The sequence below is a fragment of the Streptomyces sp. NPDC056738 genome, assembly GCF_042790435.1.
Lineage (GTDB): Bacteria > Actinomycetota > Actinomycetes > Streptomycetales > Streptomycetaceae > Streptomyces.
Map to the genome: position 1 here is coordinate 176970 of NZ_JBHTZF010000013.1, position 21400 is coordinate 198369.

General features: G+C 72.3%; 19 protein-coding genes. 9 read left to right on the forward strand and 10 right to left on the reverse strand.

What is annotated here, in order from left to right:
* Window positions 1-5: 5 nt before the first annotated feature.
* Complete coding sequence (locus ACFRIC_RS30975) at window positions 6-989, forward strand: hypothetical protein (protein WP_382792567.1); 984 nt, start codon at window positions 6-8, stop codon at window positions 987-989.
* Between the two features lie 236 nt (window positions 990-1225).
* On the forward strand, window positions 1226-1924 hold the full coding sequence (locus ACFRIC_RS30980) for a sigma-70 family RNA polymerase sigma factor (protein ID WP_382792569.1): 699 nt from the start codon (window positions 1226-1228) through the stop codon (window positions 1922-1924).
* 55 nt (window positions 1925-1979) lie between these two features.
* On the opposite strand, the gene ACFRIC_RS30985 is transcribed toward ACFRIC_RS30980, so the two are convergent.
* Entirely contained in the window at window positions 1980-4928 is a 2949-nt protein-coding gene (locus tag ACFRIC_RS30985) for a BTAD domain-containing putative transcriptional regulator (protein WP_382792572.1), read from the reverse strand.
* A gap of 197 nt (window positions 4929-5125) precedes the next feature.
* Here ACFRIC_RS30985 and ACFRIC_RS30990 point away from each other — a divergent pair, with 197 nt between their 5' ends.
* Complete coding sequence (locus tag ACFRIC_RS30990; RefSeq protein ID WP_382792575.1) at window positions 5126-5779, forward strand: rhomboid-like protein; 654 nt, start codon at window positions 5126-5128, stop codon at window positions 5777-5779.
* 9 nt (window positions 5780-5788) lie between these two features.
* Window positions 5789-7195 carry an NAD(P)/FAD-dependent oxidoreductase gene (locus tag ACFRIC_RS30995; protein ID WP_382792577.1) on the forward strand — a complete coding sequence of 469 codons (1407 nt, stop codon included), beginning with the start codon at window positions 5789-5791 and terminating at the stop codon, window positions 7193-7195.
* Window positions 7196-7240: 45 nt separating this feature from the next.
* Here ACFRIC_RS30995 and ACFRIC_RS31000 read toward each other — a convergent pair whose 3' ends face one another.
* From ACFRIC_RS31000 to ACFRIC_RS31010, 3 genes are all read right to left on the reverse strand, one after another.
* On the reverse strand, window positions 7241-8743 hold the full coding sequence (locus ACFRIC_RS31000; protein WP_382792581.1) for an MFS transporter: 1503 nt from the start codon (window positions 8741-8743) through the stop codon (window positions 7241-7243).
* A gap of 80 nt (window positions 8744-8823) precedes the next feature.
* Entirely contained in the window at window positions 8824-9804 is a 981-nt protein-coding gene (locus ACFRIC_RS31005) for a zinc-binding dehydrogenase (RefSeq protein WP_382792583.1), read from the reverse strand.
* 113 nt (window positions 9805-9917) lie between these two features.
* The gene (locus ACFRIC_RS31010; protein ID WP_382792585.1) at window positions 9918-11084 is read right to left on the reverse strand and encodes an NAD(P)-binding protein; all 1167 of its coding nucleotides are present in this window, start codon (window positions 11082-11084) and stop codon (window positions 9918-9920) included.
* Window positions 11085-11274: 190 nt separating this feature from the next.
* Here ACFRIC_RS31010 and ACFRIC_RS31015 point away from each other — a divergent pair, with 190 nt between their 5' ends.
* Window positions 11275-11982 (forward strand): pentapeptide repeat-containing protein, encoded by a 708-nt coding sequence (locus ACFRIC_RS31015; protein WP_382792587.1) that lies wholly within the window; start codon window positions 11275-11277, stop codon window positions 11980-11982.
* Between the two features lie 20 nt (window positions 11983-12002).
* On the opposite strand, the gene ACFRIC_RS31020 is transcribed toward ACFRIC_RS31015, so the two are convergent.
* From ACFRIC_RS31020 to ACFRIC_RS31030, 3 genes are all read right to left on the reverse strand, one after another.
* Window positions 12003-12497: a DUF4913 domain-containing protein gene (locus ACFRIC_RS31020; RefSeq protein ID WP_382792590.1), complete on the reverse strand. Its 495-nt coding sequence runs from the start codon at window positions 12495-12497 to the stop codon at window positions 12003-12005.
* 106 nt (window positions 12498-12603) lie between these two features.
* Window positions 12604-13548 (reverse strand): hypothetical protein, encoded by a 945-nt coding sequence (locus ACFRIC_RS31025; RefSeq protein WP_382792593.1) that lies wholly within the window; start codon window positions 13546-13548, stop codon window positions 12604-12606.
* Between the two features lie 66 nt (window positions 13549-13614).
* The gene (locus ACFRIC_RS31030) at window positions 13615-14115 is read right to left on the reverse strand and encodes a hypothetical protein (protein WP_382792596.1); all 501 of its coding nucleotides are present in this window, start codon (window positions 14113-14115) and stop codon (window positions 13615-13617) included.
* Window positions 14116-14307: 192 nt separating this feature from the next.
* Between ACFRIC_RS31030 and ACFRIC_RS31035 the strand changes: the two genes are divergently transcribed.
* Window positions 14308-15717, forward strand: coding sequence for a M1 family metallopeptidase (locus tag ACFRIC_RS31035; RefSeq protein WP_382792598.1), 1410 nt, complete (start codon window positions 14308-14310; stop codon window positions 15715-15717).
* Between the two features lie 72 nt (window positions 15718-15789).
* Here ACFRIC_RS31035 and ACFRIC_RS31040 read toward each other — a convergent pair whose 3' ends face one another.
* Entirely contained in the window at window positions 15790-16365 is a 576-nt protein-coding gene (locus tag ACFRIC_RS31040) for a TerD family protein (RefSeq protein ID WP_382792601.1), read from the reverse strand.
* Between the two features lie 214 nt (window positions 16366-16579).
* On the opposite strand from ACFRIC_RS31040, the gene arfB reads away from it, so the two are divergent.
* Window positions 16580-17008, forward strand: a complete 429-nt coding sequence (gene arfB / locus ACFRIC_RS31045) for an alternative ribosome rescue aminoacyl-tRNA hydrolase ArfB (RefSeq protein WP_382792604.1) — start codon at window positions 16580-16582, stop codon at window positions 17006-17008.
* A 36-nt stretch (window positions 17009-17044) separates the two neighbouring features.
* On the opposite strand, the gene ACFRIC_RS31050 is transcribed toward arfB, so the two are convergent.
* On the reverse strand, window positions 17045-17527 hold the full coding sequence (locus ACFRIC_RS31050) for a flavin reductase family protein (protein WP_382792885.1): 483 nt from the start codon (window positions 17525-17527) through the stop codon (window positions 17045-17047).
* A gap of 509 nt (window positions 17528-18036) precedes the next feature.
* Between ACFRIC_RS31050 and cdgB the strand changes: the two genes are divergently transcribed.
* The gene (cdgB, locus tag ACFRIC_RS31055; protein ID WP_382792606.1) at window positions 18037-19782 is read left to right on the forward strand and encodes a diguanylate cyclase CdgB; all 1746 of its coding nucleotides are present in this window, start codon (window positions 18037-18039) and stop codon (window positions 19780-19782) included.
* A gap of 117 nt (window positions 19783-19899) precedes the next feature.
* A complete protein-coding gene (locus tag ACFRIC_RS31060; RefSeq protein ID WP_382792609.1) occupies window positions 19900-20859 on the forward strand; it encodes a carbohydrate-binding protein in 960 nt (319 codons plus the stop codon).
* Window positions 20860-20920: 61 nt separating this feature from the next.
* Here the strand turns inward: ACFRIC_RS31060 and ACFRIC_RS31065 are convergent, their stop codons facing one another.
* A complete protein-coding gene (locus ACFRIC_RS31065) occupies window positions 20921-21277 on the reverse strand; it encodes a peptidase inhibitor family I36 protein (protein ID WP_382792612.1) in 357 nt (118 codons plus the stop codon).
* Window positions 21278-21400 lie beyond the last annotated feature (123 nt).

The following is a 21400-nucleotide window of genomic DNA, read 5'->3' on the forward strand; positions in this document are numbered from 1 at the left end:
CAGCCATGACCCGCTTCGATGTGTACATCTCCGGCGACGGGCTCGCCGAGATCGACGGACACACCCTGGTCCCCGAGCCCGGCCAGTCCGTGCACGAGGCCGTCCTCGACCGCCTTCAGGGGTACGCGGAGGAGCGGGACGGCGCCGTCGTGGCGACGGTGTACGACGGCCCCGGCGCCGCCCGGTTCCTGCTGGAGGTGCTTCCGGACGGGTCGAGCGGCGTCCTGGAACCGGAGGAGGAGGCGCCCGCCGAGCCGGCCGCCGAAGCTCCCGCCCCCGCCGAAGCGCCCGCCCCTGCCGAGGCCGGCGCCGACCCCGGTGCGCCCACCGGTCCTGTCGCCCCCGCCGCTGCCGACGCTCCCGCCACCGTCGTCGTCCCTGCCCCTGCCGGTGCCGACGCTCCCGCCACCGTCGTCGTCCCTGCCCCCGCCGCGGCCACCGCCTCCGCCGTCGCCACCGCGGTCGCCCGGGCCCGCGCCACGGCCGCCGCCCGGGCCGAGATGCCGGACCCGGCCGCCGTCGCGGCCCCCGCCGTCACCACCCAGCTCCCCGCCGACCTCGCCGAACACATCGCCCGCATCAACGCGTCGGCCTCCGACGGGCGGCTCGACGAGGCGTTCGACGACGCGACCGCGCTGCGCGAGAGCCTGACGGGCTCGATGGGCGCCGAGCACCCGTACGCCGTGGAGGCGCGGGCCGTCGAGGCGTACCTCGCGCATCTGCGCGGCGACCACCGGGAGGCCATCGTGCTGGCGCTGGCCGTGGCGCGGATCCGCTGCGGGGCCGGGGACGGCCGGGCGCCCGCGGAGGTGGCGCGGGCGGCGGCGGCCTGGCAGCAGCTCGACGACGACCGGGCCGTCGTGGCCCACGGGCGTGAACTCCTCCACATGTGGGCCATGTTGGACCGGGGCGGCCTGCTGCCTCCCGGCTACGCGGCACTCGTCGGACAGGTCCGCAGACAGGTCGACGCCCTGGAGGCGTACGTCTGACGCGCACGTCTGACGCATACATCTGACGCGTACATCAGAGAGGTACGGCCGAGCCCGGCCGCCCCGTACGCCTCACGGCTACCCACGGTCACACCGGCCGTGACCGGCTCGTCCATCGCTTCGTACACCCGACGTCAAACGAACGTGGAACGCCCCTCGCGACACTCCGTTCCCCCGGAGGCCCCGGCTCCGGTCCCCTGACCGGGGCCGGTCCTCCCAAGGAACAGGAGCACTCCATGAACGTCACCGTCATCGGATCGGCGAGCGCGGTCTCGTCCGAGGAGCGCGCGCTGCGCGACCTCTACCTGGAACACGGCCCGGCGCTCTACACGTACGTGCTGCGCATGCTGGGCGGGGACACGCACCGTACCGAGGACGTCATCCAGGAGACGCTGCTGCGCTGCTGGAACAAGCGGAACCTGGTCGACGACGAGGGGATGGCCGTACGACCCTGGATGTTCCGGGTCGCCCGCAACCTCGTCATCGACGGCCACCGGACGCGGATGGCGCGGCCGTTGGAGATAGGCGGCGCCACCTGGCTGAACGAACTGGGCGCCGAGGTGGACGACATCGAGCGGATGCTCTCCTCGATCGTGGTCCAGGAGGCGCTGCGGGCGCTCAGCCCCGCCCACCGTGACGTGATCCGGGCGACGTTCCTGGAGGACCGCACGACGCAGGAGGCGGCGGAGGTCCTGGGCATCCCGCAGGGCACGGTCAAGTCCCGGGTGTACTACGCGCTGCGCGGCTTACGGCTGGCGCTGCGCGAGCACGGCGTCGTGCCGGACGAGAACGGCCACCTGCGCCCCCCGGCCCCCGATCCGGACCCGGCGTCGGACCCGGCACCGGCATCGACACCGAACCCGCCGCCGATGCCGAAGTCCCCTCAAGCCCGAACCCCCCAAGCCCGAACCCCTCAAGCCCGAACCGCGGCCTGAATCCCACCCTGTCTCCCTGTCTCCCTGCCCCACCCCGTCCCCCGGCCCCGTTCGGTCACATCCCGCCGGCTCCCGTTCCCGGCCCCCGGGTCGGTTCGTCCGTTCCGGGAGCGGAGCTGTCCAGGTCGCGCAGGGTCTCGCGGAGGTCCGCGGCCTCCGGGTGGGAGTTCTCCTCCAGCAGGGCCAGCGCCGCGCGCAAGGCGCCGACCGCCGCCTCGCGATCGCCGGCGGCGAGCCTGGAGTCGGCGATGTGCCGCAGGGTGTCCGCCTCCAGATAGTGGTCGCCGACCTCCCGGTACAACGCCAGCGCGCGCTCGAAGCGTTCGACGGCGGCGCCGTACCGGCCGAGGTGGTGCAGGGCGTAGCCGACACTGTCCTGGGCCGCGGCCTCGCCGAGCGGGTCGCCGGTCTCCTGGTGCAGCGCGACGGCCTTCTCGCAGTACTCCATCGCCTTGTCGTGCTCGCCGAGCAGGATGTACGTCCAGCCGACCTCGTTCAGGACGAGGGCCTCGTTGCCGACGTTGCCCTCGGCCCGGTACAGCTCGCGGGCGTGCGTGTAGTGGTCCAGCGAGACGGTGAACCGGCCCTCCCCGTTGGCCTGGTAGGCGAGACAGCGCCGGGTCCGGGCCTGGCCGGGCCCGTCGCCCGCGGCCCGGAACAGCTCCAGCGCGCGCCCGAGGTCCCGTCGCGCCTCGGCGGAGTGCGCGAACCGGGTGTGGAAGAAGCCCAGGCCGCGCAGGGCGTGCGCCTCGCCGACCCGGTCGCCGACGGCGCGGGCGGCCCGCAGCGCGGCGCTGTTGATCTCCATCAGGTCGTGCCAGAAGCCGAGCCGGTCGAAGTACAGGTCGAGGCCGACGGCGGTGCGCCAGGCATGGTCCTCGTAGCCGTGGGAGGCGGCGTGCTGCACGACCGCACGCAGGACGTGCCGCTCGGTGCGGAACCACTGCGTGGCCTGTCTGCGGCCGGTGAACCGGAGCGGGCCGCTGTCCGTTGTGTTCGGCGGCAGGGGCAGGGTCTCGCGGCGCGGGCTGATGATCGCGGAGGCGTGGTGGGTGGTGTGGAGGTAGTGGTCGTGCATGCGCAGCAGCGCGGCGCCGCGCCGTTCCTCGGTGTCCTCGGTGTCGGCCAGTTCGCGGGCGTAGGCGCGCAGCAGGTCGTGGAAGGCGTACCGGCCGGGGGCGTGTTCGCCGAGCAGGCTGGCCCCGGTGAGTTCGGCGAGCAGCGCGCGCACCGGGCGGCTCGGTGCCGCGGCCAGGGCGGCGGCGCAGGCCGTGCCGATGTCGGGTCCCGGGTGGAGGGACAGCAGGCGGAACAGTTCCGCCGCGGCGGGCGGCAGCGCGCGGTACGACCAGGAGAAGACGGCGCGCGCGTCGGTGTGGGCGTCGCCGCCGGTGAACGCGTCCAGGCTTCCGTGGGTCTCGCGGAGTTCGCCCGCGATGTCGGCGAGCCGGAAGCCGGGGTGGTGGGCGGCGCGTGCCGCCACGATGGCGAGGGCCAGCGGCAGCCGGGCGCACAGTCCGACGATGGCCTCGGCGGCCTCCGGTTCGGCGTCCACGCGCGCGGTGCCGATGCGCCGGGTGAGCATGGCGCGGGCCTCGGCGCCGGTCAGCGGGCCCAGGGTGAGCGGGTGGGCGCCGTGTCCGGCGACCAGTCCGGTGAGCCGGCTGCGGCTGGTGACGATGACGAGGCAGCCCGGTGTGCCGGGCAGCAGGGGTCGTACCTGTCCGCTGTCACGGGCGTTGTCCAGCACGATCAGGACGCGTCGGCGGGCGAGGACGCTGCGGTAGAGGGCGGCCTGCGCGTCGAGTCCTTCGGGGACGGCCTGCGGGGCCACGCCGAGGGCGACGAGGAAGGTCTCCAGCGCCTCGGAGGGGTCCATGACGGAGCCGCCCTGGTCGTATCCGCGCAGGTTCACGTAGAGGCTGCCGTCGGGGAAGCGGTGGGCGACGCGGTGCGCCCAGTGCACGGCCAGGGTGGTCTTGCCGGCTCCGGCCATGCCGTTGACGAGGCCGATGACGGCGGTGTCCGGGTGGCCGTCGGCGGGCAGCAGTGCGTCCACCTGGGCGAGTTCGGTGTCGCGGCCGGTGAACAGTGGCAGGTCCGCCGGGAGTTGGGAGGGGTGCACGTCCTCGGCGGCCCGGGGCGGACCGTCCCGGCCGGGGGTCTGGGCGGAGTCGGTGTCCGGGCCGTCTTCGGTGTCCGCGGTGCCGCCGTCCACGGCCGGCACCGGTACCGGCGGTGGCGACAGGTCCGGGTCCCCGGCCAGCAGCCGTGCGTGGGCGGCCCGCAGGGACGGGCCGGGTTCGATGCCGAGCTCGTCCACGAGCGTGCGGCGGGTGTTCGCGTAGACCTGCAGGGCCTCGGCCTGCCGGCCGCAGCGGTACAGGGCCACGAGCAGCAGTTCGCACACGGCCTCGCGCAGCGGCTGTGCCGCGTGCAGCGCCACGAGTTCGGGGAGCACCGCTTCGTGGCGCCCGAGTTCGAGCTCCACGCGGAGCCGGTACTCCAGGGCGGTCAGCCGCCGTTCGGCCAGGCGGACCCGCTCGGTCTCCGCGAACGGCCCGGGAACGCCGGTCAGGGGGGTGCCGTGCCAGGCGGCGAGCGCGCTGTCCAGCAGCCGGGCGGCCCCGCGGCTGTCGCCCCGGGCGCGGTGGCGTTCGGCCAGCGTCAGGTCGTCCTCGAACGCGCCGAGGTCGCTGGTGATCTCCTCGGTCCGCAGGGCGTAGCCGTCGCCCATGGACACCACGAACCGGGGCGGGGCGCCCGGGGTCCGTCCGGGCTCCAGCAGCTTGCGCAGCCGGGACACGTAGGTGCGCAGCACGGGGACGGCGCCGGCCGGCGGGTCGTGCCCCCAGATGCCGTCGACGAGTTCGCCGACGCCGACCGCGCGCCCGCGGCGCAGGAGCAGCGCCGCGAGTACGGCCTTCTGCTGGGGTGGTCCGAGTGCCAGTTCCGTTCCGTCCCGCCAGGCGCGCAACGGGCCCAGTAAGGAAAAACGCAGCACTTCCGCACCATGGGTAACTCTCACGGCACCAGAGAGTAGCGAGCGCCGTTGCGAACACCCGGTCGATTCGGCCATTCCCGGATTCGTGTCGTGTGCGCGCCACATTCACGGTCCGGCCGGAATGCGCCGGCGGCCCGCTCGGCTCGTCCGGAATGTCGATCGCGCAAGGGACACTGCGGTCATGGGTGAATCAGGCCATGCGGGGTGAACGGTTCTTCCACAGGGTGTGGATGTACGTGCGCGGTGCGCCGGGCACGTACATCTGGCTGACGATTCTCTTCATCACCACCGTGGCTCTGCACCACATGTCTCCGGATTTCGAAGAGGACTTCCTGCGGCAGCGCTCGACGAACATCCACGAGCTGTCCAGCAACCCGGTGCGGGTGCTGTTCGCCAGCGCGATGTGGATCGACGGCGGCCACTGGCTGCCGTACGCCGTCCTCTACACCCTCTTCCAGGCGCCCGCCGAACGCTGGCTGGGAACCGCCCGCTGGCTCGCGGTCAACGCGGCCGCACATGTGCTGTCCACGCTGGTCAGCGAGGGTGCCCTGCTCTGGGCGATCGAACACGGAGTGGCACCGCACTCGGCGGTCGACACCCTCGACGTCGGGGTGAGCTACGCCCTGGCCGGGGTGGTCGGCGTGCTCACGTACCGGATCGCGGCACCCTGGCGGTACGCGTATCTCCTGGCCGTCCTGGCGGCGTACGGGATTCCCTTCATGATGGAGCGGACCTTCACCGATCTCGGGCATTTCACCTCCGTCCTCATCGGACTCGCGTGTTATCCGCTGACCAGAGGGCGCGGAAAAGCATGGAATCCGAAGGAGACAGTCGACACCCGGCGGAGTTAGCGTCCCGTCATGAGCAGCTCGGCGAGCAGGGTCGTGAACGGTGGCATCTCCTTCTGGTACGCGGACGACGGTCTGCCCGCGCCGCGGGAGCCGCTGCCCGGCGACGCGACCGCCGACGTCGTCGTGGTCGGCGGCGGCTACACGGGACTGTGGACCGCGTACTACCTGAAGAAGGCGGCCCCCTCCCTGCGGGTCACGGTCCTGGAGCAGAAGTTCTGCGGCTACGGCGCCTCGGGGCGCAACGGCGGCTGGCTCTACAACGGCATCGCGGGCCGCGACCGGTACGCGGCGCTGCACGGCCAGGAGGCGGCCGTACGGCTCCAGCGGGCCATGAACGACACCGTGGACGAGGTCGTCCGGGTCGCCGCCGACGAGGGCATCGAGGCCGACGTCCACCAGGGCGGCGTCCTGGAGGTGGCGTACACGCCCGCCCAGCTCGCGCGGCTCAAGGCCTTCCACGCGCACGAGCTGTCGTTCGGCGAGAAGGACCGCGAGCTGTACGGCGCCGGGGAGACCGCCGAACGCATCCGCGTCGCGGACGCGGTGGGCTCGACCTGGACCCCGCACGGGGCCCGGCTGCACCCGGTGAAGCTGGTCAAGGGCCTCGCCGCCGCCGTCGAGGCGCTCGGCGTCACCATCCACGAGCAGACGCCGGTGACCGAGATCCGCCCCAAGCACGCGGTGACCCCGTACGGCACCGTACGCGCCCCCTACGTCCTGCGCTGCACCGAGGGCTTCACCGCGAACCTCAAGGGCCAGAAGCGGACCTGGCTGCCGATGAACTCGTCCATGATCGCGACGGAGCCGCTGACGGACGGCCAGTGGGCGGAGATCGGCTGGGAGGGCCGCGAGACGCTCGGCGACATGGCCCACGCGTACATGTACGCCCAGCGCACCGCCGACGGCCGTATCGCGCTCGGCGGCCGCGGTGTCCCGTACCGCTTCGGCTCGCGCACCGACAACGACGGCCGCACCCAGCAGTCCACCATCGACGCCCTGTACGAGATCCTCGTCCGCCTCTTCCCCTCGCTGACCGGCGTCCAGGTCTCCCATGCCTGGTCGGGCGTTCTGGGCGTCCCGCGCGACTGGTGCGCCACCGTCACCCTCGACCGCTCCACAGGTCTCGGCTGGGCCGGCGGCTACGTCGGCTCCGGTGTCGCCACCACCAACCTCGCCGCCCGGACCCTGCGCGACCTCGTGCGGCAGGACTCGGGCGAGGCGGGCGCGACCGGGCTGACCGACCTGCCCTGGGTCGGCCACGAGGTGCGCAAGTGGGAACCGGAGCCCTTCCGCTGGATCGGCGTCCACGGCATGTACGCCACCTACCGCACGGCCGACCGCCGCGAACGGACCACCCACAGCCCGGAGTCGTCCCGGCTGGCCCGGATCGCCGACCGCGTGGCCGGGCGCCACTGACCGCGGCCGTCACCGGTCCCGGCGTCGGTCCGCCGGCCCCCGGCTTCAGCCCACCGACTCCGGGACCGCCGCGCCCGCCGGCGCCGCGTGCCGGGGGGCCTTGGCCGTGACCATGAGGCCCGCGACCAGGCCGGCCATGAGCATGATCCCGGCGGCCCACCAGATGGCCACGGTGTAGCCGTGGACCGTGCCCTCGCGGACGATCAGCGCCTTCTGCGCGGGATCACGGAGATGGGCGGCGATGTAGGCGGTGCTGCTCGTGGTGGCGATGGTGTTCAGCAGCGCCGTGCCGATCGAACCGCCGACCTGCTGCGAGGTGTTGACGGTCGCGGAGGTCACGCCCGCGTCCTGCGGGGCGACCCCGGCCGTGGCGGTGGCGAAGACCGGCATGAAGGTCAGGCCCATGCCCAGGCCCAGCAGGAGCAGACCGGGCAGCAGCTCGCTCGCGTAGTCGGACTCGACGGTGAGCTGGGTGAAGAACAGCATGCCGCCGGCGGCCAGGATCATGCCCGGCACCATCAGCATGCGCGGGGCCACACGCGGCAGCAGCCGCGCCGAGATCTGCGTCGAGCCGATGATGATGGCGACGGTCAGCGGCAGGAAGGCGAGCCCCGTCTTCAGCGGCGAGTACCGGAGGACGACCTGGAGGTAGTAGGTCATGAACAGGAACACGCCGAACATGCCGATGACGGCGAGTCCCATCGTCAGGAAGCAGCCGGCGCGGTTGCGGTCCTTGACGATGTGCAGCGGCAGCAGCGGGCTCGGCGCCCTGCTCTGCCACCACACGAACACCACCAGCAGCGCCACCCCGCCCGCGAGGAGACCCAGCACCAGCGGGTCCGTCCAGCCGCGCGACTCCGCCTCGCTGAACCCGTAGACGATCGCCACGAGCCCGCCGCAGCCCAGCACCGCGCCGGGCACGTCGAGCCGGACGTTCTTGTGGCCCGGCCGGTCGCGCAGCAGTCCGAACGCGCCGAACACCGCGATGACGGCGATGGGGATGTTGACGTACAGGCACCAGCGCCAGTTCAGGTACTCCGTCAGCAGGCCGCCCACGATGAACCCGATCGCCGCGCCCGAGCCCGCCAGCGCCCCGTAGATGCCGAACGCCTTGCCGCGCTCCTTCGGGTCGGTGAAGGTCGTGGTCAGCAGGGACAGCGCCGAGGGCGCGAGCAGGGCGGCGAACGCGCCCTGGAGGGCGCGGGCGCCGAACAGCATGCCGGACGTGGTGGCCGCGCCGCCGAGACCCGACGCCAGCGCGAAGCCGATCAGCCCGATGACGAACGTGCGTTTGCGCCCGACGAGGTCGGCGATGCGGCCGCCGAGCAGCAGCAGTCCGCCGAAGGCCAGCGTGTAGGCCGTGATGACCCACTGCCGGTTGCCGTCGGATATGCCGAGATCGCGTTGAGCGGAGGGAAGCGCGATGTTCACGATCGTCGCGTCCAGCACCACCATGAGCTGGGCCAGCGCGATGATCACCAGCGCCCACCAGCGGTGCGGGTCGGGACCCACGGGCGCTTCTGGTTCACCTGTCCGGGTGACACTCATTCGCCCAGAAGACCATGAAACGGAATGCGTCGCATCTTTGGGCGATTTCGCTTCGCGGGACGCTTCGTGCCGGCTCGTGGTCATGGTTCCAGCACCACCTTTCCGGTCGTGGCCCTGTTCTCCAGGGCCCGGTGCGCCGAGGCGGCCTCGGCCAGGGGGAAGCGGGTGACGGCCGGGACGAGACGCCCGGCGGCGGCCTCGGCCAGGGCCCGCAGTTCCAGGGTCCGTACGGGGTCGGGCCCGCCCGCCTCGCGCATCATCACGGGGCCGAGCACCTGCTCGGACACCCCGTCCACGAGGTACGGGGAACCGCCCCGCAGGCCCGCGCCCGACCAGCCGAAGACGAGATGCCGGCCGCCGGGTCCGAGCAGTCCGACGGCCTCCCGCGCCACGTCGCCGCCGACCCCGTCGAGCACGACCGTCGCCGCCCGGCCGCCGAGCTGCGCGCGGACCTTCCCCGGCCAGCCGGGATCGGTGTAGTCGACGGCCACGTCGGCGCCGTTCGCGCGGGCCAGCGCCACCTTCTCCGGGCCGCCCGCGAGACCCACCACCGTCGCGCCCGCGTGGTGCGCGTACTGCACGAGGAGCGTGCCGATGCCGCCCGCCGCCGCGGGCACGACGACCACGGAGGAGGGGCCGAGGCCGGCGAACTGCACGATCCCCATCGCCGTACGGCCTGTTCCGATCATGGCGACGGCCTCCGCGAAGTCGAGGTTCCCGGGAATGTCGTGGAGGCGCTCGACCTCCGTGACCGCCAGCTCGGCGTAGCCGCCCGGGGCGAAACCGAGATGGGCGACCACGCGTCTGCCGAGCCAGAGCTCCGCGACACCCTCGCCGAGGGACTCGACGGTTCCGGCGACCTCACGGCCCGGGACGGTCGGCAGGACGGGCTGGGGCGCCGGGCCGCCCCGCATGCCCGCGCGCAGGGCGGTGTCCAGGAGATGGACGCCCGCGGCGGCCACGGCGATCCGGACCTGGCCGGGCCCCGGCTCGGGGTCCTCGGTCCGTTCGAGGACGAGGTTCTCGGCGGGACCGAAGGCGTGCAGTCGGATCGCGTGCATCGGGGGCTCCTCGGGCTGCGGGATCTGCGGGGGTGTGCCGCATGTGCGGATCTGCGGGTCCACGGATCTGCGGGATCCACGGATCCGCGGGGTCACCTCCCCAGGGTTCAACCTCAAGCTCGCTTGAGGTCAAGGCGTTCCCGGATGCCCAGGGCCAGCGACACGGCCTCCATCGCGCTGTTGAAGGACACCTCGGAGAGCACCCCGGGAGCCGCGACCTGGTCGCCCACGAGGTACACGCCGTCCCCCCGGTCGATGCGCGGGCGGTCCCGCCAGGTCGTACCGGGCACGTCGACCGCGCCGGTACGGCCGTCGGCGACGCTCGTACGCCGCCAGGTGACCCGCTCGCGCCAGCCCTCGAAGGCGAGGTCGAGCAACCGCTCGGCCCGCGCGGCACCCTGTGCCCCGGTCTCCCCCGGGGCGATGGGGATCTGCCCCTGGAGGAGCTGCTCGCCGGCCGGGGCGAGGGTGCGGTCCCGGGCGGTGAAGCGCTCGATCCAGCCCGGCGCGTCCAGGTCGGAGACGGCGAACGCGTCCCCGCGGCGGGTGCGCAGCGCCAGGTCGACGAGGGCGGTGCGGCCGCTCGGCCAGGTCAGCGAGTCGTCCTTCAGCAGCCGGCGGGCCGCGTCGAGCGAGGTGGCGACGACGACCGGGCCCCGGCCGGCCGGGACGGTGTCCACCCGGGCCAGCGTCTCCATCCGCACACCCAGGTTCCACGCCCGCCCGGCCATCCGGTCGATGACGTTGGCCCAGCCGCCCCGGGGGCAGTGCACCTCCGTCGGCACCTTCATGGCCCGGCGCAGCCGCTGCTGCACGAACGCCGCCGACAGCGAACCGGGATCGTGGTGGAAGAGGGCGACGGCCGAGTAGTGGGCCGCGGCCCGCGCGCCCTCCTCCCCGGCCTGTCCGGTCGCCCAGGTCAGGAAGTCGACGTCGGCCGGGGCCCGCTGGCAGGAGCGCCGCAGCAGCTTCAGCATCGCGAAGGGCGGGGTGCGGCGCAGCACGCCCTTGTGCCGCAGCCGCAGCCGGGCGGCCTCCAGCGGCGGGATCGGGGCGAGCGCTCCGATCAGGTCCCGCTGCGCGAGCCAGGTCCAGTGCGGGCCCGCGCTGTAGAGGGCGTGCGGTCCCTGGTTCGTCCGGTACGGCCCCTCGGCGGTGCGGGCCCGTCCGCCGAGGGTGTGGTGGGCCTCGTACACGGTGACCTCGGCGCCCGCCTCGGCGGCGGTGATGGCGGCGGTGAGTCCGGCGAAGCCGCCGCCGATGACGGTGATGCGGTGCATGGCTGGAGGTCTCCTCTGCTCGGGGCCGGCTGTCGCGCCCGGGGGCGCGGCGGTGCTGTGACGACAGGCCTTTCCGCGAGTACGACGGGACGCGGCCCCGGAATGTGACATGCGAGGCGTTCTCGCAGGCCGGGGCGCCCGTCGTCACGGTCCGGCGCCCGTTGTCGGTGGGGGCGGGCAGGATGGGGGCATGGCGAGGAGAGTGGCGGGCGGACGCGGCGGTACGGGCGCGAAGGAGCAGGGGGCGGGGCCGAAGGGGGCACGGCGGCCGGAGCTGCGGCTGCCCCCGCTGGAGCCGTACGACGGCGGGGAGCTGGAGCCGGACGGCGACTACGACGGGCTGGAGTTCCGGGAGGCGGACTTCGCGGGGCAGGACGGCGGGGGAGCCCGCTTCATGGACTGCGCGCTGACGGGCTGCGCGCTGGACGAGACACGGCTGCACCGCGCGCGCGTGCTGGACTCGGTCCTCACCGGCATCCGGGGGGTCGGCACCGATCTCGCGGAGTCGACACTGCGCGATGTCGAGCTGATCGACGCCCGCCTCGGCGGGGTGCAGCTCCACGGCTCGGTCCTGGAACGGGTGGTCGTGCGCGGCGGGAAGATCGACTATCTGAACCTGCGCAAGGCGAGGCTCAAGGACGTCGTCTTCGAGGGCTGTGTCCTGGTCGAGCCGGACTTCGGGGGCGCCCGCCTGGAGCGGGTGGAGTTCGTGGACTGCGTCCTGAAGGGGGCGGACCTGACGGAGGCCACCCTGGTGGACGTCGACCTGCGCGCGGCGGCGGAACTCGACATCGCCCGCGGAGTGGACCGCCTCGCGGGCGCGGTCATCAACACCCACCAACTCCTGGACCTGGCACCGGTGCTGGCGGCGGCGCTGGGGGTCAGGGTGGAGGGCTGAGATCCGCTCTCAGGGCGGGGTCACCCCGGGTAGGGGTCCATCGAGGGAGTCTCCTTGTCCCGGTGGCCGCCCTTGCAGCCCGCGAAGGGGCCGGCGGGGTCGCGCAGCGAGGCCATGACATGGGTGAGGTGGTCGCGGTGCCACAGCGCGGGTCCGCTCATCCCGGCCGCGTGCCCGGTCAGCTCCTGCCAGGTCATCCACAGACCGTAGAACTGGGCCACCGCTTCGGGGTGCCGCCACCAGCTCGCGCACCAGGGCGCCGTCGAGGTGACCTCACGGCCGTACACCGGCAGCAGAAGGTGCCGCACCCACAGGGTCAGCCGGAAAAGGGCGTCGTCCTGTTCCGGCCCTTCCAGATACAGGATGAACGGCGAGGGCCGGGGCGACGGCTCCGGGCGCGGGGCGCCGTCGGCGGCCGGGACGTCCTCGGCGACGGCTTCCTCCTCCGGGGGCCGGAGTTCCCGGCCCGGCCCGGGGGCCTCGGGGGCGCCGGGCAGCGTGCTGTTCTCGTGCATGCGGGGATGTCCTCGGGGCCGGAGCGGAACGGGGAGAGGCGGGGGCATCCGGCCGCCGGGACGCCCGTGCAGGGCGTCCCGGGGCCGGCTGTCCGGTCGTTCGCGGCTACTGGGCCAGATTCGTGCGCTGGGTGACGGCCTTCGGCGGCGGCGACGGGAGGGCCGAGGACGTCGCCGCGGGCGCGGTGGAGGTCTCGGCGCCCGGCGACCGCAGGGAGGCCACGCTCGATGCCGACGCCAGGGCCGCCGAGGCCGGCGGCACCCGGTTCATGGGGTAGTTGTCCCCGGGCAGGCTCGTGTTGCTGCCGACGCTCGCCTCCGGCGACGCCGTGGTCGGCAGGAAGCCGCCCTGGGTGGCGCGCTGCTGGTAGCTGGTCAGGGAACCGCCGAGGGTGAGCGTCGTCCCCCAGGTCGTGAGCTGCTGCAACTGCTGCCGGGTCCGGTCGGGATCGGCGGCCTGCGCGCTCATCACGGTTCCGCCGATGGTGGCGGCGCTGCCCAGCACGCTGACCACGGCCCGCGTCCGGTTCACGTCGGGGTCGTGGTACGCCTTGTAGGCGGTGATCCCCAGATTGCCGAGCGCCTCGGTCCCGGCCAGATAGGGCGCCGCCGTCTGCAGCCGCTTCGCCGTGTCGCCCTCGGCGTAGACCGAGGCGATCTGGGCGGCGATGGGGAGGGCCTTCGTCGCGAACGAGATGATCGGTTCCGCGTTCGCCACGACCCAGTTCTTCGCTCCCGTGGTGTACTGCCAGATCTTTCCGGACGTGCCCTGGGCCAGGTAGGACGGGGGCCTGCCGACACCCTCCTGGTAGTAGATGCCCTGTTCACGTTCGGGGTGCGGGCGCTCGGGGAGCTCGGGCATGCCCTCCGGGGCGATGATCGGGACGGGAACGGACGTGCGATCGGTGCCCGCGGTGGCGGCGGGAACGGCCGGGACGCCGACGAAGGGGATCTCGCGGACGCTGTCGACCGACGCGGTCGAATCCTCACCGTCCGAAACCGAGGCGCCCTGCCCCGCCTCCAGGTCGGACCGTCTCTTCTGGGGTGGCATCCGAGATTCCTTCCGTGCGCCGGAGTCGCTCTACGCGCAGCACAACGGACCCGCGGTCCCGTCGGTTCAGGAGACGCGGGGAAAGCGGGCCTGGAGGGTCCAGATGGCCGGGTTTTCGGCGAGGTCCTCGTGCAGGTCGGTGAGGTCCGCGAGCAGGTCGTGCAGGAAGTCGCGGGCCTCGCGGCGGAGCTCGGTGTGGGAGAAGGTCAGCGGTTCCTCGTCGCCCGGCATCCAGTCGGCCTCGATGTCCACCCAGCCGAAGCGGCGCTCGAAGAGCATGCGGTCGGTGGACTCCGTGAAGTCCAGCTCCGCCTGCTGGGGGCGGGAGGCCCGGCTGCCCATCGGGTCGCGGTCGAGCTGCTCCACGATGTCGCACAGCGCCCACGCGAAGTCGAGCACCGGCACCCAGCCCCAGCCCGTGGACACCTCCCGGTCCGTCTTGGTGTCGGCGAGGTACACGTCCCCGCAGAACAGGTCGTGCCGCAGCGCACGGACGTCCGCGCGGCGGTAGTCGGTCTGCGGGGGGTCGGGGAAGCGGTTGGAGAGGGCGTAGCCGATGTCGAGCACGAGGTGATGGTGTCACGCCGGACGCGGTCCACTCCCCGTCCCGGTCGGCGGGAGGGCGGGGCGGCCGGGACGGTCGGGTTCCGGCCCGCCGGGGTCCGGCGGCGGTGGTTTCCGGCCGGAGCCGGGGCACCGGGCCCCCGGGCCGCGCAGCGCACCCCGCGTGAGGCGGAACGGCGGCCTAGGATCGCGGATGTGCCCCGATCCTCCGCCACCGTCCCCTTTGCCCTGGCCCTCGCGCTCGCCGCCGGGCTCACCGCCTGCGGCGGGGACGCCGTGCACGGGAAACCGGGCGCGGCCGGTGTCGGCGACCCGTACTTCCCGAAGATGGGCAACGGCGGGTACGACGTCACCCACTACGGACTCACCCTGTCCTACGACCCCCGGGACAAGCGGCTGACGGGAACCGCCGAGATCACCGCACGGGCCCTGCAGGACCTCAGCGCCTTCCACCTGGACCTGCTGGGTCTGCACGTCTCCGACGTCACCGTCGAGGGCCGCGCCGCCGGCTGGAGCCGGGCGGGCCAGGAACTGACCGTGCGCCCGCACGACGACCTCGACCGGGGAGAGACGTTCAGCACGACCGTCCACTACTCCGGGATCCCGCGGACGATCACCGACGCCGACGCCTCCAAGGAGGGCTGGCTGCGCACGGCCGACGGCGCCCTCGCCCTCGGGGAACCCACGGGGTCGATGGCCTGGTTCCCCGGCGACCACCACCCCTCCGACAAGGCGGCGTACGACGTCAGGATCACCGTCCCGAAGGGCCTCCAGGCCGTCTCCAACGGCGAGTTGACGAGCGAGTCGACCAAGGGCGGCCGGACGACGTACGCCTGGCACACCGCCGAACCGATGGCGAGCTATGTGGCGACCCTCGCGATCGGCCGGTACGACGTCACCCGCTCGACGGCGAAGAACGGCCTGCCGGTCTACGTGGCGGTGGACCCCACCCAGAAACAGGCGAGCGAGAAGGTGCTGGGACGGATCCCCGAGGTCATGGACTGGGAGGAGTACAACTTCGGCCCGTACCCCTTCTCCTCCACCGGGGCGGTCGTGGACCGCCCCGACGACGTGGGCTACGCCCTGGAGACCCAGACCCGCCCCGTCTTCCCCGGCGCCCCCGACACCGCCACCCTGGTCCACGAACTGGCCCACCAGTGGTTCGGCGACTCGGTCACCCCGAAGTCCTGGCGGGACATGTGGCTCAACGAGGGGTTCGCCACCTACGCGGAGTGGCTGTGGCAGGAGGACCACGGCGGCGACTCGGCGGAGAAGATCTTCAACTCCCTCTACCGGGGCGACTACTACGAACCGGTCGACAGCAGCGAGGTCTGGGCCTTCCCGCCCGCGGACCCGCCCGGACCCGCGCAGATCTCCGACCCGCCCGTCTACTACCGCGGCGCGATGGTCCTGCACAAGATCCGTCAACTGGTGGGCGACGACACCTTCTACGACATCGTCCAGGGCTGGGCCGCCACCCGTCGCCACGCGAACGCGGACACGGCCGAGTTCACCGCGTACGTCGAGAAGGCCGCGCCGGACAAGGACTTCAGCGGGATCTGGAAGGACTGGCTGTACGGGAAGGGGAAACCGGCCCACCCGTGAGCGCGCGAGAGGAGCCCCCGGGCGAACCGCGGTCCGGGGGCTCCTCTCGAAGTGCGCCTGCGCGCCGGGCCGTCAGACGCTGACGCCGAAGTCCTGCGCGATGCCCACGAGGCCCGAGGCGTAGCCCTGGCCGACCGCGCGGAACTTCCACTCCGCGCCGTTGCGGTACAGCTCGCCGAAGACCATGGCGGTCTCGGTGGCCGCGTCCTCGGAGAGGTCGTAGCGGGCGATCTCGGTGCCGCCGGCCTGGTTCACGATGCGGATGTAGGCGTTGCGGACCTGGCCGAAGTTCTGCGAGCGGGTCTCCGCGTCGTAGATGGAGACCGGGAAGACGATCTTCTCGACGTCGGCGGGCAGGCCCGCGAGGTTGACGTTGATCGCCTCGTCGTCGCCGGCGCCCTCACCCGTGCGGTTGTCACCGGTGTGGACGATGGTCTGGTCCGGGGTCTGCTTGTTGTTGAAGAACACGAAGTGGGCGTCCGAGTAGACCTTGCCCTGGGGGTTGACCGCGATGGCCGAGGCGTCGAGGTCGAAGTCGGTGCCCGTGGTGGTGCGGACATCCCAGCCGAGGCCCACGGTGACGGCGGTCAGGCCCGGAGCCTCCTTGGTGAGCGAGACGTTGCCACCCTTGGACAGGCTTACAGCCATTGTTGGGAGTCCCTTCCCTCGTGACGTACGGGCTTCGTACTGGGGACGAAGCTACCGTCACCCCTATGAACGCCAAGGGGGGTACCCGAGGTTCCGTCTGTCTTTACCTTTTTTACCGAGACTCACCCCTTCACCCCGGCAGAGGCCGATGTTCACCCCCACGGGCGCCGAAAAGCGGGTGACGCGGACCGGTCGCGCGGGCGACCATGAACACATGTCCGGTCCTTATGTCATCCGCGGCTCCGTCTCCCTGCCCGAGGCCGAGCTCATGTGGCGTTTCTCGCGCTCCGGCGGGCCGGGCGGGCAGCACGTGAACACCAGCGACTCGCAGGTCGAGCTCCGCTTCGACCTCGCCAACACCGAGGCGCTGCCGCCCGTCTGGAAGGACCGTGCCCTCGCGAAGCTGGAGGGCCGTCTCGTCGACGGGGTCATCAGCGTGCGCTCCTCCGAGCACCGCTCCCAGTGGCGCAACCGCGAGACGGCGGCCGTGCGCCTGGCCTCCCTTCTCGCCGAGGCGACCGCGCCGCCGCCCAAGCCGCGCCGCGCCACCCGTATCCCCCGGGGCATCAACGAACGCCGGCTGCGCGAGAAGAAGGCCCGCTCCGAGACCAAGCGCGGCCGCACGGGCCGCGACTGGGGCTAGGGCCGTTCGTAGCCCGTCGGGCCCGTTGCGGCGGCCTCAGCCGAGCTGCCGGTAGCGGCCCTTGAAGTACGTCAGGGGACCGCCGTCCGCGCTCGGCACCCGGGCCGTCAGGACACGGCCGATGACGAGGGTGTGGTCGCCGGCGGTGATCCGCTGTTCGGTGCTGCACTCCAGGGTGGCCAGGGCGCCGCCCACCAGGAGGGCGCCGGACGCCTCGCCGCGGACGTAGGGGATGTCCTCGAAGAGGAGCCGGTCGCTGATGCGGCCCTTCATCGAGAACCGGCCGGCGATGTGGCGCTGGCTCTCCGCGAGCACGGAGACGCCCCACAGCGGCTGCTCGTCGAGCAGGTCGTCCATCCGGGACCCCTCGCGCAGGCTGACCAGGACGAGCGGCGGGTCCAGGGAGACGGACATGAAGGCGGTCGCGGTCATGCCGACGTCCTCGCCGCGCGGCCCGTCCGGGGCCAGCGCGGGCTCGTGGGCGGTCACCAGGACCACACCCGCGGCCAGCCGGGTCATGGCGGCGCGGAACTCGTCGTTGCTCACCCCCTCAGCATGCACGGACGGGGTGGCGGGAAGGGCAGGGGGAGTCGTGAGCACGCCGAAACGCTAGTCTCCGCATCCGGGGCGCCACATCGGACCTCGGTCCGAACCGGGACCTAGGTCCCGGGGCGGAGACGGAGGCCGTACCCTCGTCCCTACTCCTCCGGTGGACACGGGGAGCGCACAGGTTCTGCACAGTCGTCGAATAATGCATTCTGCAAACGCACACCGGAATGCAGAAACTCCACTCAATTGCTCAGGTTCCGCTGTGACTTGAGTCACAGGAGCCATATTTTGTTGACCCTGTGTACCGAGTGGGGAGCGCGCTGTGATTCAGTGGCGGAGGCGTTGAGCGGGGAAGCTACCAAGCAGTACGGCGTGAAGGGGTTCGCGGGGAAGCGCCGGGCAGTCAGCACGGAACCGAAAGAGCACCCAGTACGCCGAAGGAACCCTGGAGTTGCTGCGAGGTCTCGAGGGGAGGGCGAATGGAGACCGAGTCGGAGCCCTACGTCCGTCTTGCGACCCTGAGGCAGCTTCATCAGGTCATGGCGGACATGAACACCGCGCGCAGCCTGGCGGACACGCTGCAGACCGTCGCCGACGGCGTCGTCACCGGGCTCGGCTACGAGCTGGCGTGCGTCAACCTCGTACGCCCCGACGGCGACCTCGTCGTCGCCGCCCTCGCCGGGAACCCGGCCGCCGAAGCCCTCATCACCGGCCGTGTCGGCTCGCGCGCCTCCTGGGACCGCCGGCTCACCATGGGCGAGGCCTGGGGCGACCTGCGGTTCATACCGCACACCGAGGGCTGGGTCCTGGACGAGGACGACGTGCCGCAGTGGTACACCGACGGTCCCGCGCCCCGCTTCGAGGACGAGTGGCACCCCTCCGACCGCCTCTTCGCGCCGCTGTACACCCCGAGCGTCTCCGGCAGCGGCGGCAACGGCGGCGGTAATGGCGGCGGCAACGGCGGTGGGCACGGCGAGCTGATCGGCGTGCTCTCCGTGGACCGGCCGCGCAACGGCCGCAAGCCGGGCGCCTGGGGCCGCGAAGCCCTCCAGATGTACGCCTTCCAGGCCGCCATCGCGATCAGCAATGCCCGTCTACGCGCGAATATGCAGCGCGCCCTGGTCCGCCTGGAACGCGAGCAGCAGGCGCTGCGCGCCAGCGAGGAATCCTTCCGGCAGGCCTTCGAGTACGCCCCCTCCGGCATGGCCATCGCCGAGATGGGCGGCGACCAGCACGGCCGCATCCTGCGCACCAACGACGCCCTGTGCCGGCTCCTGGGCCGGCCCGCCTCCGCGATGCGCCGCTACTCCTTCTCCGACCTCGTCCACCCCGAGGACATCGGCACCCTGCTGCGGACCTCCGCCGAGGGCGGCCGGGCCGAACTGCGGCTCGGGCGCCGCGACGGCACCTATGTCTGGGTCCACCTGCGCAACTCCGTCGTCGCGGACGCCGCCGACGGCCCGCGCTTCCTGCTCACCCACGTCGAGGACATAGAGGACCGCAAGCGCCGGGAGCTCCAGCTCGCGCACCGCGCCTCGCACGACGCCCTCACCGGCCTGCCCAACTCCGCCGAGCTGCGCTCCCGGCTCGGCGCCCGCCTGTGCCGGCGCCCGGCCTCCCTGCCGCCCGGCGCGGTCGCCTCGCTGGACGCCGCGTACGGCCACGGGGACTTCGCGGACCCGCTGTCCGGCGAGTACGACGACACCGGCCACCCCGCCTACGACGGGAACGGTCACGGCTTCGACTTCCGGGCCGGCGCCGAGGCGTTCGAGGCCTTCGACCACCACGTGCACACCGTCGCCCCCGAGGGCGAGACGGACGACGGCACCAAGGGGCTCGCGGTGCTGTTCTGCGACCTCGACGGCTTCAAGTCGATCAACGACAGGTTCGGGCACAACGCGGGTGACGAGGTTCTCATCGAGGTGGCCCGCCGCCTCACCCACGGGGTCCGGGACGGCGACACGGTGGCCCGGCTCGGCGGGGACGAGTTCGTCGTGCTCGCCGACGGTCTCGGCCGGGCGGACGCCCAGGACCTCGCCGTACGCCTGAGGAACGCGATCATCCCTCCCATCAGGGTCGATGGACGGGCCGTCCGCGTGGGCGCCAGCTTCGGCATCGGCTGGGCCCACTGTGGAATGACGGCGGACGAGGTGTTGAAATCCGCTGACGAGCGGATGTACGTCGAGAAACGTTCTCGTCCCAAACAACACAGGCGTGCGGGATAACACGCAGGTCAGTGCGTCGATGCGGTGAAGGACCCCCGTTTGGCCCAGCGAAACCGGGTAGGCTCGCCATTCATTCGTGTACCGAGTCAGAACCGCACCCGCTGAGGAGACCAAGGGATGACGCCCGGCAACAACGGCGCGAGCACGCCCGAGGAGGACGACCCGTTCGGCTATCTCTACGCCGACGGTCAGGCCAACGGAGCCACGCCGCCCTCCGGCGGCGGGGGCTACGGCTACCCGGGCTCGGTCAACCGGGTGCGGGCGGTCGGCGAGCGCAAGTACGGCCAGCAGACCGCTCAGGGCGGCTACGGACAGCAGGCCCCCACCGCCCCGTACGGCCAGGTGCCGCAGCAGGGCGGCTACGGACAGCCGAACGCGCACTACGGAGCCCCCGAGACCGTTCCCGGCGGCGCGCAGACCGCGCGGACGCCGATGCCCGGTCACGGTGACGGCGGCGGGCGCGGGAGCGGCCCGAACACCAAGGGTCTGCTCATCGGCGCGATCGCCGTGGTCGCCGCCGTGGTGATCGGCATCGCCATCGCCATGACGGGCGGCGGTGACGACGACAAGGGCAACCAGGCGGACACGACCCCGACGGCTTCCCAGAGCGCCGCTCCGACCCAACAGGAGACGAAGGGCGCGGACGAGCCCGAGGCTCTCCCCAAGATCGACGGCAAGGCGCTGAAGCTGGAGGGCGGCACCTCCCTCTCCTCGGACGTGAAGGGCGCGAAGGCCGACGGCGGGTTCTACGTGAACGGCTTCAACCAGGTCGGAGCCAAGGTGACCTGGACGTTCAGCGGCGTCAAGAAGGCCGAGGATCTTCGGCTGTACGCGCGATACAGCGTTCCCGGTGCCGATGCCAACGCGACGCTGACGGTGAACGGCAAGGCGAACACCCAGCCCCTCGGTCTGAAGAACTTCATCGGGTCTCCGAAGGGGGACTACGAGAAGGGCTGGCAGAGCACGTGGGCTCCGGTCTCGCTGAACAAGGGGACCAACGTCATCGAGATCAGCTGCGCCGAGGGCAATCAGTGCGACGCGCTCTTCGATCAGCTATGGCTGGAACAAGTGTCTTGAACGGGAACGGTCCGCCGGTGGACCGGCGGACCGTCATGAGCCCCTGGCGGGGTTCGCGGCACTAGCCCCCGTAGACCGCGATCCCCGTGACGGTGTTACCGGGGTTGTCCGAGAAGGTGTGCGGCCGCAGCGTGACCAGTCGGGTGCCGACGTCACAGCCGGTGCCGGGCGTTATGTGCCAGAACTCGATGCGGTAGGACGTCTGGTTCGACACGGACCGGGCCGTGGTGAACGGATAGCAGCCAGGCGTCACGGACATGACGGTCCTGGTACCGGTCCTGTTCTTCCCGGACCAGCCGCAGACCTTCCCCTGCGGGCAGGTGTTGGGGTCGGCGGCGGCAGCCGGTGTGGCAAGGGCGCCGCTCAGCATCGCGCCGGTCACGGCCAGCATCGTCAGGCTCTTCTTGAGCGCGTTCATATGGGTTCCCCTCGATCTTTCGCTACTGGTCGACATAGCGAACGGTGATGATCTGATCATCAGGGCTGCCGCGCGAGGGGAGGGCGTTTCTCGGCCAACCGTCAGACGGGTGCCGGCGAGGGG